Source organism: Aneurinibacillus migulanus (assembly GCF_001274715.1).
GTDB lineage: Bacteria > Bacillota > Bacilli > Aneurinibacillales > Aneurinibacillaceae > Aneurinibacillus > Aneurinibacillus migulanus.
The window spans coordinates 2380385-2393409 of record NZ_LGUG01000004.1 but is presented as its reverse complement, the minus strand read 5'-3'; the positions used below and the strand labels follow the sequence as shown (position 1 = coordinate 2393409).

The 13025-nt window shown below is 42.8% G+C and carries 10 protein-coding genes; 1 reads left to right on the top strand and 9 read right to left on the bottom strand.

The features are described 5' to 3' along the window. Window positions 1-152: 152 nt before the first annotated feature. The 8 genes from AF333_RS35200 to AF333_RS13400 form a co-directional block, all read right to left on the bottom strand. Complete coding sequence (locus AF333_RS35200) at window positions 153-344, bottom strand: hypothetical protein (RefSeq protein ID WP_235496429.1); 192 nt, start codon at window positions 342-344, stop codon at window positions 153-155. Between the two features lie 210 nt (window positions 345-554). Next, complete coding sequence (locus AF333_RS13430; protein ID WP_043064014.1) at window positions 555-1550, bottom strand: ABC transporter substrate-binding protein; 996 nt, start codon at window positions 1548-1550, stop codon at window positions 555-557. Window positions 1551-1602: 52 nt separating this feature from the next. Next, window positions 1603-2616 (bottom strand): FecCD family ABC transporter permease, encoded by a 1014-nt coding sequence (locus AF333_RS13425; RefSeq protein WP_043064013.1) that lies wholly within the window; start codon window positions 2614-2616, stop codon window positions 1603-1605. Next, window positions 2616-3662, bottom strand: a complete 1047-nt coding sequence (locus tag AF333_RS13420; protein WP_139188850.1) for a FecCD family ABC transporter permease — start codon at window positions 3660-3662, stop codon at window positions 2616-2618. The genes AF333_RS13425 and AF333_RS13420 overlap by 1 nt, the downstream gene beginning before the upstream one ends. Before the next feature lie 97 nt (window positions 3663-3759). Then, window positions 3760-5139, bottom strand: a complete 1380-nt coding sequence (locus AF333_RS13415) for a stalk domain-containing protein (RefSeq protein WP_043064011.1) — start codon at window positions 5137-5139, stop codon at window positions 3760-3762. Window positions 5140-5444: 305 nt separating this feature from the next. Beyond that, window positions 5445-6542 (bottom strand): tartrate dehydrogenase, encoded by a 1098-nt coding sequence (locus tag AF333_RS13410; protein WP_043064010.1) that lies wholly within the window; start codon window positions 6540-6542, stop codon window positions 5445-5447. A 43-nt stretch (window positions 6543-6585) separates the two neighbouring features. Then, window positions 6586-8007 carry an aldehyde dehydrogenase family protein gene (locus AF333_RS13405; protein WP_043064009.1) on the bottom strand — a complete coding sequence of 474 codons (1422 nt, stop codon included), beginning with the start codon at window positions 8005-8007 and terminating at the stop codon, window positions 6586-6588. A gap of 42 nt (window positions 8008-8049) precedes the next feature. Next, on the bottom strand, window positions 8050-9138 hold the full coding sequence (locus AF333_RS13400) for an aromatic ring-hydroxylating oxygenase subunit alpha (RefSeq protein ID WP_043064008.1): 1089 nt from the start codon (window positions 9136-9138) through the stop codon (window positions 8050-8052). Window positions 9139-9448: 310 nt separating this feature from the next. Here AF333_RS13400 and AF333_RS13395 point away from each other — a divergent pair, with 310 nt between their 5' ends. Next, window positions 9449-10813, top strand: a complete 1365-nt coding sequence (locus AF333_RS13395) for a sigma-54 interaction domain-containing protein (RefSeq protein ID WP_043064007.1) — start codon at window positions 9449-9451, stop codon at window positions 10811-10813. 67 nt (window positions 10814-10880) lie between these two features. Here AF333_RS13395 and AF333_RS13390 read toward each other — a convergent pair whose 3' ends face one another. Continuing rightward, window positions 10881-12896: a sigma-54 interaction domain-containing protein gene (locus tag AF333_RS13390; protein ID WP_043064006.1), complete on the bottom strand. Its 2016-nt coding sequence runs from the start codon at window positions 12894-12896 to the stop codon at window positions 10881-10883. Between the last annotated feature and the right edge of the window lie 129 nt (window positions 12897-13025).

Below are 13025 nucleotides of genomic sequence, written 5' to 3'. Positions count from 1 at the left end.
TTCATTTGATATGTAAATAAATGATAATGATTTTCATTTTCGTTATAATATATTATACTAAAGGAACAAACACACTTTGTCAATATATGACACGACTATATGATATTGCTTCCATATACTTTTTCTATTACCCTCCTCGATCATTTAGTCGACTACTTATATAAATTACACTTGATAGTTTGACAGGATAGCGTGGTTGGAAGGAGGCCATTCAGAAAAAGAAGAGGTTGGATGCTCCCTGCGCTCCAGCAGAAGAAAGGCAAACGTGTCTCTTTCCAACCGCTCCCACCCACCGCCCTTCCTTCTTTTTTACCTCTCACCACAAGAGTTTGTCGATGTATCAAATCAGATGTATATAGTTATAGGATATTGTCAGCTTTTTAAACTATTTCAAACAATTCAGTCGGCCTATTAATGAACTGGCCAACCAATATAAAAAGAAGCTGCCTTGCTCATCCTAGGCAGCTTCTTTCTGCTATTTATAAAGTATGGTGTATAATTTATCAGCAAATTATCTCAGCTTCATCAGTAGAATGTCGCTATTTTTTCACGTACTACTTCTTCAAAATAATATCGCGGATTTTTTCAAGTGCCTGTTCCTTGCCAAGCGGGTATGTTCCAAGCGACCATGTAGCGTATTCGAGTGAATATACATTGCCTGTCTCATAAGCTTTTAACTTTTTAAAAAGCTCGCTCGATTGCAAATCTGCATTTTTCTTCTTTGCGATTTCTAGATTGGCTTGCGTATTTCCGCCACCACCAGCATAATATCCAAGGAAAATATGATCTGGATTATATTTATAAAGACTTTCAAGAGAAACTTGCTCCACTGTCGTTTTTGTCGGTGTTCCTTCTGCCATAGGCAATCCCAGATCGGTAAACAATACATCTCCAATTAATGCTTTGCCATATATCCGGTAATGAGATTGATTGGATACATAAAGCGCAAATGTCTCACTTCCGGTTTTGGCTTTGATTTCATCTCCGATCTTCTTCGCTTTTGCCTCGTATTGCGCCATCCATTCCTTCATCTCTTTTTCTTTGCCGAAAATAGCAGCCAGTTCTGGAAAACGTTCACGCCATGTATAAAAATCCCCTTGCAGCTGAATTGTAGGAGCAATTTTTGAGGCCTGTTCATACAGCTTCTCTGTTCGTGCACTAAGAAGAATTAAATCTGGCTTCATCGCCAGAATGTCCTCAACTTTTACTGAATTAGCATTCACCACATTTACGCCATCCAGTTTACCCTCGAGATATGGAGGAATTTTACCGTTGCTAAGAGCAGAAGACATAACCGGCTTAATACCCATAATCAATAACTCTTCCGTTGAATTGGCAAGCTCTACGACTCGCTTCGGATTCGCTGGAATTTTAATTTCTCCTTTCTGGGTCGATACGGTTCTGAATCCCTCTTCCTTTGGTTCTACCGCTTCCGTCCGTTTGCTTGCATCTCCCTGACTTCCTGCGGTCGAGGTTGCCCCCTGTTGGCCGCACCCTATGAAAACCAAAGCAAGAATAAAAAACAACGCCATTCTAAAGAACAATTTCATCGTATATCTCTCCCTTTTCATATCATTTAATACTATTGTTCTTCGTTTTTTACTATGTTTTTGTCTTCATTAATAAATATAGAAAATATGGTGCACCGATAATCGAAATAACAATTCCTACCGGAATCTCAGCACGTACAAGGATATTTCGTGCAATCAAGTCAGCTGTCAACAGAAGAAGCGCGCCAACAAGAGTAGCCGTAGGAATCAACACTTGATGCTTGGGGCCTACCAAACGTCTTGCAATGTGAGGAGCCATCAGGCCAATAAACCCGATTCCGCCCCCTGCTGCTACGCAGGCTCCCGCCAACCCCGCACTTGCAAGTATCAGCTTAAGCCGCTCCAGCTCGACACATACGCCAACACCTGTCGCAATCGTATCTCCAAGGTTCAGAACATTAAGATAACGAGCTTTCATAATAGCATAAGGAACGAGAATAAGAATCCAGGGAAGAATAGCAATAACAAATGTCCAACTCGTTCCCCATAGGCTTCCTGTAAGCCATATGGTCGCATACATAAAGTTTTCACCGGCCAATTTTAGTGAAAGAATGGTATTCACCGCACCAATACCAGCCGCTACAGCAATCCCAACTAGAATGAGACGGATAGGCGTAATTCCCTTTTTCCAGGCGAACATAAAAATTAGAAAGGCTGTGATTATCGCACCACAAAAAGCAAAGAATGGAATCGTCATCGTCGAAAGTCCTTGCACGTCTTTGGACTCGAAAACAAGATACATAAACAGGACAACTGCCAGACCGGCTCCTGCATTAATGCCCATAATACCCGGATCTGCTAATGCGTTTCTCGATAATCCCTGCAGTATGACACCCGATACAGCAAGTCCAAAACCGATTAACAAAGCAATAATCATGCGGGGTAGTCGGAATTGGAACAGAACAAGCTCCTGCTGTTCATCCCCTCTCCCTATCAACGTCCTCAGCACTTCAAGCGGGGAAATCGTTATAGAACCTGAATTTAGGCTAATAAAAAATACCGCAACAATGATAGCCAGCAACACTACCATTACAAATCTTGGTCTTCCATACAGAGCCAACCGCATCATAGCCCTCTCCCTTCCTTGCGTGCGAGGTAAAGGAAGAATGGTACGCCAATCGCCGCGGTGATGGCTCCAATAGGTGTCTCATACGGTTCGTTAATCCATCTTGAGAAAATATCCGCATACGTAACAAGCACGCCTCCAAAGACTGCGGAGCATGGAATAATCAAACGATAGTCTACTCCTACTAGCGAACGAATAATATGAGGAATCACAAGCCCGACAAAACCGACTGCCCCTGCTGCCGAAACTGCGGCTCCTGTCATCATAAGCACAAGAATAGTACTCATTGTTTTGATCAATACTGGTCTCTGACCTAGCCCGGTAGCTACCTCTTCGCCAAAGCTAAGAACCGTGATGTAACGTGAAATTACAATTGAAAGAGCAAGGCAAAGCAGGCTTATAGGAATAAGCATGTCCAAAACCGGCCACCGGATCATTGTCAATCCACCGGCAGAGAAAAAACTCAAGTCCTGTGCGACCTGAAAATAGATCGCAAGGCCAGATGAGAGTGCACCTAATAAAGCACTTACAACGGTGCCGGCAAGCACAAGCTTAACAGGGGACATTCCTCCTGGCGACATGACACTAATAGCGTAGACGATAGCGACGCTTAATCCAGCACCGATAAACGAATAGATAACCATTTCATAATGACTGACAGCCGGCAAAAAAATCATCGCTACTGCAATCGCCAAACCCGATCCTTGTGTCAGCCCCATAATGGATGGTGTTGCAAGTGGGTTACGGGTAATGCCTTGCATTATTGCACCGGAAACAGCAAGGCAGGCGCCCACCAATATGCCGCAAATCGCCCGCGGCATTCGTAATTCATATATAAGCAGATGAGGAGCTTGATTGGCGTCAAAATAAAAGAGTGAATTCCATACATCCATTACACCGACATCAGCCGCGCCATAGGAGATAGAGATCCCAAAACCAACAAGTAACAATGCAACTCCTATGATTAGGAGTGCAGCCGCAAGCACAATACGAGAGTACTTTATTGTTCTCGGTATATGGGGGGTCAGTACCTGGTCTGTTACCATGCTCCAATTCACCTCCATCTACATTAAAAAAGATAATCATTATCAATGGATAAATGCATATGTTTCTCTATTTCTTCTTGCTTGAGATTATCTTCATTTAAGAAGGGTTAAGTACTATGCTTCCTGTAGCAGCATCCCACTTCGTTTTCATTCCTACTAGAGATGCCATATCCGTCAGTGGAACCATAATTTTTCCGTCTTTTTTCTCTATTTCGGCAGAAAGCGGGATATCTACTTGATTTAGTCTTGCAATATTTTTGTCCGTGTCCAACTGTATAATGGTCGAATTTTTCAAAAGTGTAAGCACCCGATCGGAGTCACTCCATAGAACATGGCTTTCATGCAGCCCTAATGTATCAATAAAGAAATCTACCGGGACGTATATGCGGTTCTGTTTTATGTATGAGGGGGAGGACATTTTTTTCTCTGTTTTTCCTTCATAATAATTCAAGCTTCCTGGCGTCAATAAAATCTCGTTTCTTTTCGTTTCACTTTTGTCCTGATAGTTAACGGAAACGTACGGGAATTGAGTTACGTACGGGAACTGTTTACTCTTCGAGTCATCCAGGAGCGATGTATGAGATAGAGCATCTCCTCGGACAGTAAGATTGTATGTTCCGTCCGCTATCATACGATTCGTAGTAATTTTCATATTGGATACTCGAATGACAGAAGGTTTTGTGCTCTCTTTTTTTATTTTGAACGTTATGATCTTCTCATGTTCACCGGTTCGATTATCCAATACTTGAACCGAATGCGGGTCAATTTCAAGATCACCTTGTACTACATCGACCGTAGGTGGTTCGCTGAAGTATATTCCTTCGTGCGGAAGATAAAATGAAATATCCGCATTTCCTTCCTTTCGAAAAGCGCCTTTTACCTCTTCAGTAAACAAAAGATCAGGAGCTGCTTGCCGCTGTTTACCAAGCAACAAAGATACGGATTCCGGCTTTGCCGCCGATTCGATACGGCTTGTCGGCTCGACTTTGGCGATTAAAATATCATGTGCGGTAATCCCATTTCCTTTAATCGTCGCTTTCATCTCCCCTTTCTTGTCCACTCTTGCCGTTAAACTCATCGTCGCTTTCAAACGATATTTTTGTTCTTGACGATTAGTAGGTACAGTAATAGTGATTTTGCCTGTTGTCGTTTCGATTTTCAAATCACTATTATGGGAAACATTAATTTTACTTTCTGATTTTATCCCCTTTGGCAACGAGAAAGTAATTTTTCTTCCAGGCAAAAACGTTCCGGCCACAAGCTCTTCAATGTCTACGGTAGTCACAAAGTTTGCGTCCATTTTTCCCGCCAGCAACGTATGGACCTTATCGACCGATACGGACAACCCGTATGCTCCCTCCCAGACACGTACCAATTCCTCAGGACCGTTCGATTGGGCATACGTAACGGTGCCTGGTGTAATCAGAAGCGATACCGCCAGCAAAGCTACTGTTCCTTTTTTCACCATGCGATTCATCAATATTCCCCTTCCATTACCAATAATGAAATTCATTATCAATTAATGTCAAAAAAGAAGAATGCTCTTGTGGAGCATCCGACTCATTAAGTGATAATGATAATCATTGTTATAGTAGTACATACGACCTCTCTTGTCAACATTTAAGTATTTACGACTTATTCTATTCAAAAAAAAATAGTACACGGGTTATAATATACTGCAGTATATAGCTAAAATAAGCTATATACATGTATACAAATCGTTCATACGTAAAATTTTAAAAAAAGAGGGAGGTGTATACAAAGCCCCCCTGTGATTGTTGTTTACCGGTTATCTGGAATACTCGCCTGATTCAACATGTCAGCTAAAAGCTGAACTACGCGGTCTCCAACTTCTGAAGTAGAAGCGGTGCCCCCCATATCTGGAGTTAGTGTTTCCTTCTCTGTCAACAGTCGTTCAATCGCATCCAACACCATACGTCCCCGTTGTTCATATCCGAAAAAGTCAAGCATCTGACTGGCTGACCACATAGCCGCAAGAGGATTCGCTAGTCCTTTTCCCGCGATATCCGGGGCGGAGCCGTGAATCGGTTCAAACATGGAAGGATAGGTTCTTTCCGGATTAATGTTGGCTCCTGCGGCCAGGCCCAGTCCGCCCGCAAGAGCGGCACCTAAATCAGTCAGAATATCTCCAAATAAATTGGAAGTTACGACGACTTCAAATCGTTCTGGTTGCATAATCATAAACATACTAGCCGCATCTACCAAATACGAATGAGTTTGCACATCCGGGTAATCCAGGCTCACCTCTTCAAAAACCTGATCCCAGAATACCATCGAGTAGTTTAGCGCATTTCCTTTGCTGATGCTGGTCAGTGATTTATTCAACCTCCTGGCAGTTTCAAAGGCGTAACGGATAATTCGCTCCGTTCCCTTACGTGAGAAGACACCAGTCTGCAGGACCACTTCTTCCGGCTTTCCTTTGAACAGCCAATCACCGGCACCAGCGTACTCTCCTTCGCTATTCTCCCGGATAAACAGCATGTTGATATTGTCCCTTTTGGCCTCCTGCAAAGGGCAAGGGGCTCCCTGTAGCAAAGTAATAGGACGAATATTGACGTATTGATCAAATTCCTTTCGTATTTTTAGCAGCAAATCCCAAAGCGAAATGTGATCAGGCACTCCCGGGTAGCCTACAGCTCCCAGATAAATTGCATCAAACGCTTTTAGCTGTTCAATACCGTCATCCGCCATCATTTTTCCGTTTTTTGCGTAATACTCACATCCCCATGGAAAATGCGTAAATTCAAAGCAGAAGTCACTCCCTTCCGCCATCTTCTTAAGGACTTTAATCCCCTCATCGATAACTTCCGGGCCAATACCGTCACCAGGGATGACGGCAATTTTTAATATCTTGCTCATATGCTTCTCTCCTTTGTTCCGACAGAAAGGCACAATGCTTACACTAGTTTCGATTCCAGATAACTAGCTTCAGCTCTGTCATTTCTTCTATCGCATATTTAATTCCTTCACGTCCGGTTCCGCTTTCCTTCACGCCCCCATAAGGCATATGATCCACTCGGAAGGTCGGAATATCGTTAATCATTACTCCACCGACATGCAACTTTTCAGCTGCATCCAGAGCGGTATGCACGTTATCGGTATAGATTCCTGCCTGCAGACCATACCGAGAATCATTCACCGAATCAATCCCCTCTTGAACGGAAGCGATCCGGTTGATTACGACAAGCGGAGCAAACACTTCCTGGCATGATACTTTCAAGCTTGCATCGCCTTCTAAAACAACCGTTGGATAAAGCACATTTCCTTCTGCTTTTCCGCCTGTAGCGATTTTCGCTCCGGCCTGTCCAGCTTCTTCAATCCACTGCAATGCCCTTTTCACATCTTGAGGTGAGATCAACGCAGAAACAAACGTATCCGGCTGAAGCGGATCCCCAATGTTCAGTTTTTCGGTTTCCGCTACGAATTTTTCTACAAACTCATCATAAATCGTATCATGAGCATATACCCGCTGCAAAGAAATGCAGACTTGGCCCTGGTTAGAAAAAGCTCCCGATACACAACGCGAAATGATTTTGTCGATATTTACCCCTTTATCGATAATCACCGCCGCATTCGAACCCAGCTCTAGCGTTGTTCGCTTTAGTCCTGCTTTATTACGGATACCGATACCAACAGCAGGGCTTCCGGTAAATGTAATGACGCTCACTCGTTCATCGTTTACAATCTTCTCTCCGACTACCCTGCCGGAGCCCGTAACTACGTTCAGGGCTCCGGCGGGCAATCCAGCTTCCTGCAGCAATTCGGCAATGAAAAAGGCTGACAGTGGAGTCTGTGTGGCCGGTTTTAGGACAACTGTATTTCCCGAAGCAATGGCCGGCCCTACCTTATGGGCTACAAGATTCAACGGGAAATTGAACGGTGTGATGGCTCCGATTACCCCCAACGGTTCACGAACAGTATAGGCCACCCTGCCTTCTCCGCCGGGTGCTGCATCGAGCGGTATCGTCTCTCCGTGAATCCGTTTGGCTTCTTCGGCCGCGAATTTATACGTTTCAACAGACCGAGCAACTTCTGCGCGGGCCATTGCAATCGGTTTTGCCGCTTCCAATGCGATGATGCGAGCAACTTCCTCCTCCCGCTCCGCAAGCAGACGGGCCAACTCGTTCAGAATGGACGCACGCTGGTGAGCAGGCATCTTCGCCATAACCTCTCTGGCCTGGTATGCCGAAGCAATTGCCTGTTCCGTTTCTTCTTCTGTAGCTACTGGAACCTCGGCAATCACTTCTTCAGAATAAGGGGAATATAGCGGGCTGTATTGTTTTGCCTCTACCCATTCTCCATTAATAAATAAATGCTTTTTCATTTATACATCCCTTCCTTTCATGTTTTCGCTTGTATGTTCTTTTTAAGCTTTTATATCCAACGCTTCCCGAATCATATCGTGGAATTGGCGCACTCCATGCTCAGTTGGAGAAAATCTTCCTTCCTTAAAAGCACGGGAGCGGAAACCGATTTGCTCTAGTTCTACCAGCTCTACATCCTCATCCCGAACCTGTTCCATAAACGCCAACAAATCCTTCTCTTCCTGTGTAAGATTCTCATCGCGGAAGAAAACATGATACACTCCTAACGTAGTCTCATGATCAATCGGCACCATCTGAATGACAGTCATATTTCCGGAGCCCGGATAAATCGTCACCATCATGTTTGGCCATAGCCAATAAAAACGTCCGCCCTGAAACTCCGCTTTATTAAGTTCCACGCTTCCATATTGCTTATCCGGCTTGACGATCGTGCCTTGCACGGAGTAATTCTCACATGCGACAATGGAATATTGACTCATATCCAAAGTAGCAACAAACGATGGATGGGCAATCGGGCAATGATCGCACTCCAGATAGTTATCGATAAACGCCTTCCAATTAGCTTTGATGACACGTTTTTTTTCCCATACTTTTTTCAACTCACCCAGAAATTCAACATCCTTAAGAGATGTAAAAAAGTCGCCATAGCTCTCAGCCAATGGTAAAGCGTCATCATCCAAATTCACAAAAATCATGGAAGCTTCCATCTCCAGCCGTACGGAACGGAGGCAGGCCTCCCCTTCACAGAAAGAATCCGTATTCTTGAAATTGGGTGCTTTATATAAAGATCCATCCAAATTGAACGTCCATCCATGATAACCACATTGCAGGATTTTTTTATTTCCTTCCTCTTTCTTTTCTAATTTAGTTGCCCGATGCGGACATACATTATAGAATGCACGAACTTGATCGTCCTTCCCCCGAACGACAAGAATCGGCTCCCCGGCTACTTCACAAGTGAAGTAATCTCCCTGCTTCTGGACTTGACTGCTATGTCCTACAAATTGCCAGGAGCGGGCAAAGATTTTTTCTTGTTCTTCTTTTAAAACCTGCGGTTCCGTATATAATCGATACGGAATCGTTTTTATCATAGTAGAGGTATCATTTACTTGTACTTGGTTTGCCATCATACGTTCCCCTTTCACTTATCGCCCTTTTTTGTAAGATTGAACTAGAAATAACTCAATGCCTTTAAAACAAGAAATCGCTTACACTCTGAGTCACCCATCTCCTTTTAGCGTATATGTCATACGTTTATAAAATTGAATACATACTGATTGAAGAGTACACCCTTTCATATTTGCAAGCTGTGTGCCAACATTTTTTTCTTGATTTAAACGGCTTTTCACAGTAATAATATTCTTAATATTAATTAATTTGAGTTATTTTTACTTCTTTACGAGTTGTTTTCGATTCGGTTTTCTTATGGAGGGGTGCCTTATGCAGAAAGAAATGTATCATCATACGATTGAAATGCGAATAGATATGCTGGAAAAAATCCTGGATAATGCTTCAAATGAAATTTATGTTCTTGATGAGAACCGACGCATCGTCTTCTGCAACAAAGTATTCGAAAATCATTACGGGCTAAAGCGTTCTGAAGTAATCGGAAAAGCGAACGAAGAGTTTTTTAAGCAAGGATATTGGACCCCATCTATAGTTCCACTTGTGTTCCAGGAAAAAAAAGCGGTTACAATTAAGCAAACGACATACTATGGCGGAGAACTCGTTACGACAGCGATCCCGCTTTTAAATACAGCACAAGAAATTGAGCTTGTAGTCATTACCGCACACGAGCCAAATTACAAAAGGATCAGCTATCCAAACGAACAAAGAAACCAAGAGGACAATGACATACACGCACCGGAAAGTCCTATTGTTACTAATTGTGAAAAAATGAAAAACCTCCTTGCATTTTGTTCGAAAATCGCATCTGTTGATTCCACCATTCTTATTCAAGGAGAATCCGGAACAGGTAAAGGGGTTTTTGCACAATACATCCACAGCCTAAGCCAACAAAGATCAGGGCCTTTTTTGGCAATCAACTGTGCTGCAATTCCTGAGGAACTATTGGAATCAGAACTATTCGGCTACTCACAGGGTGCCTTTACCGGGGCCAGTAAAGCGGGGAAAATTGGCCTGATAGAATCGGCACACAACGGTACACTCTTCCTTGACGAAATTGGAGAAATCTCACCAAAAATTCAAGCCAAGCTACTGCAGGTCATTCAAGAGCGACAATTCCTTCCGGTTGGCGGCAGAGAAATGAAGAAAGTAAACATTCGTATTATTACAGCCACTAATCGTAACTTGCTCGACATGGTGGAAAAAAAGCTCTTCCGTGAAGATTTGTACTATCGTTTGAATGTTATCGAGATCAAAATTCCACCGCTCCGTGAAAGAGCGGAAGACATTATTCCTTTAACCTATTATTTTCTCAATAAATTCAATCACAAATATGGGGTCGATCGGTTAATTTCTCAGGAATGCCTTGATCTTATGGTTGGCTATTCCTGGCCAGGAAATGTCCGGCAGCTGGAGAACATTATGGAGAGGCTTGTTGTTACGACTGATTCCATGATCGGGGTGCAGGATCTGCCTGAGATGATTTATCAACAAGCTAAAGTCCACTCTCATTCATCGTTTCCTGCCTCTTTCGATGAAGCCGTAGAAAAGATAGAAAGAGAGCTGATCGTCAATTCATATAAAAAGTGGGGCAGTTCCAGGAAAGTGGCCAATGATTTACATCTCAGCCAAACAAGAGCTTCTAAGCTCATCCGAAAATATTGTCAACATATAGACTAAGGACAAAGAATGCTGAACGGGAGACTCTTCATCTCCCGTTCTCAAATTCTCTCTACTGAGGCTTCATTCATCTTCCATGCAAATACGCTTTTCCTTTTTCAGTAAGCATGCATCCTCTAGCACCTGTTTTCACTTCTATTAGCTGTTTGCTTTCAAGATATTTGATAATCGTCTTCACTTTCCCTTCCCCCATGTTTACGCCTTTGAGTGCAAGCTCCTGCACTATTTTTCTTCTCCCTATCCCAAATTTTTTGCTGATGATATATAAAATCATGTCTGATTCCGAAAGCTCCGCATGCTGTACCTGTTGCTCTCTGTCTATGGTTTCTTTTTCTGCTTCTTCAAGCAAATAAGTGGGAAGATCTGATTTTTCTATCGCCCTCTCCTCTTTTATGTTCACTAAATACTCGACTACATTCATAAGCTCCCTTACATTTCCCGGCCAAGGATGATTTTTTATGAACGTAATTGTTTCCTGTGTCATATATTCTTCTAGGCTACTATACTCCTGCTCGCTTACTCGGTTTATATAATATAGCAGTAAATACGGAATATCGTCTCTTCGCTCCCGCAGGGATACCGTATGGATGGGAAGCACATTCAACCGATAGTACAGATCTTGCCTGAAAAGTCCCTGTTCCACTTTCTCTTCCAAATTTACGTTCGTAGCTGTAATAATCCGCACATCTATCGGAATTTCACGGTTTCCGCCGACCCGTCTTACAACGCCCTCCTGTAGTACTCGCAACAGTTTGACCTGCAAATCAAGAGGCGTATCACCAATTTCATCCATAAAAATCGTACCTTCATGCGCTTCCTCGAACATCCCTGTCTTCCCTCCCTTTTTCGCTCCAGTAAAGGCGCCTTCTTCATATCCGAAAAGCTCACTTTCCAGTATGGAAGACGACAGGGAAGCAAAGTTTACTGCTACAAATGGCTTGTTCCTTCTCGCCGAAAAATTGTGAATGGCCTGAGCCAGCAGCTCTTTTCCAGTTCCGCTCTCCCCTCGTATCAGTACAGTAGAATCCCTTCTGGCAATTTTCTTAGCCAACTCTACCATTCTCTCCATTTTTTTATCCTTATAAAAAAGATTGTCAAAGTGGTAGGGAGCAACATGCTCCTTCTTTTTGAGCTTGGAACGTAGCATGGTGTCCAAATCTTTGAATTTCGCGTAATTCTCCATCATTAAAAGATAGCCTAATCTGTCGTTTTCGTTCCATACTGTATCGATCGATGCGATATAGTCTTTTCCATTTAACTCCAGAATCTCACCCGTCGAATCCCCTGTTTCAGCCAAGCTGAAATCTGAATTTAATATGGCTCGTATGTTCATGTGGAGAAGCGACAGGCCAGGGAAGATCTTCTTCATTTCTTCGTTATAGTACAATACGTTTTCATCCTTATCGCAGAAAAAAAGAGCTTTAGGAAATTTATCGAATATGTTTGACAAGAGCACATTTGTATCATCGAGCTTTCGATTCAATCTGGACAATGATTTTGTAAGTTCAATAATTTCTTTTACGAATTCCGAAGAAGCGATCGAGCCTCTCGTAGGTATAAGGTCCAGTTCTCCCATAATCTCGACTATCGTTGTAATATCTATCTGTCTTGTGCCTATGTCGATAATTTGCTCAACCTCCTCTGGAGCAAGATTACTCTCGCCGGGAGTGATGGCAATCGCGCATTTCCTATAGGTTTCAATTCCAGGATAATACGGATAGTATACAAAATTTTCGAAGCCATGATTTTTAAGCTGTTCCATGACCTCTATACAGCTTTCCTTCATATCATTGACTAGCAATACTTCAGATCCGTCTTTGAGACGCAGCATTTTATCTATATTTTCATAGCTTAGCGTTCTTCGCGCCACGATAATTTTAGAAGCATCTGCCACATGTTCAGGCACCAGTCTGCATAGTAGTTCGCTCGTAACAAGTACCAGTTTTCCCGCAAAATGCTCACTTATTTTATTTTCAATGCAGTATCCTTTTATTTGGACATCTGCACCTACGTATTTTTTCAACTGAACTATAACGTGTTTTAACGTATTCGCTCCTAATGAAAGCACGATTAGTTCTTTCATGTTCAGCCCCTCTTTCCTCTAACAAAAACAGCCGCTACACCCAAATTGCAAACGGGAGATGCGGCTTATTTGTTCAAAGACAACCTGTTTCCATCTATAATTCAGTTTATCTTTTAGCTGTTATTTGTC

Coding starts and splice junctions, on each gene's coding strand:
- AF333_RS13430 (WP_043064014.1), bottom strand. CDS start 1,550: ATGAAATTGTTCTTTAGAATGGCGTTGTTTTTTATTCTTGCTTTGGTT.
- AF333_RS13425 (WP_043064013.1), bottom strand. CDS start 2,616: ATGCGGTTGGCTCTGTATGGAAGACCAAGATTTGTAATGGTAGTGTTG.
- AF333_RS13420 (WP_139188850.1), bottom strand. CDS start 3,662: ATGGTAACAGACCAGGTACTGACCCCCCATATACCGAGAACAATAAAG.
- AF333_RS13415 (WP_043064011.1), bottom strand. CDS start 5,139: ATGAATCGCATGGTGAAAAAAGGAACAGTAGCTTTGCTGGCGGTATCG.
- AF333_RS13410 (WP_043064010.1), bottom strand. CDS start 6,542: ATGAGCAAGATATTAAAAATTGCCGTCATCCCTGGTGACGGTATTGGC.
- AF333_RS13405 (WP_043064009.1), bottom strand. CDS start 8,007: ATGAAAAAGCATTTATTTATTAATGGAGAATGGGTAGAGGCAAAACAA.
- AF333_RS13400 (WP_043064008.1), bottom strand. CDS start 9,138: ATGATGGCAAACCAAGTACAAGTAAATGATACCTCTACTATGATAAAA.
- AF333_RS13395 (WP_043064007.1), top strand. CDS start 9,449: ATGCAGAAAGAAATGTATCATCATACGATTGAAATGCGAATAGATATG.
- AF333_RS13390 (WP_043064006.1), bottom strand. CDS start 12,896: ATGAAAGAACTAATCGTGCTTTCATTAGGAGCGAATACGTTAAAACAC.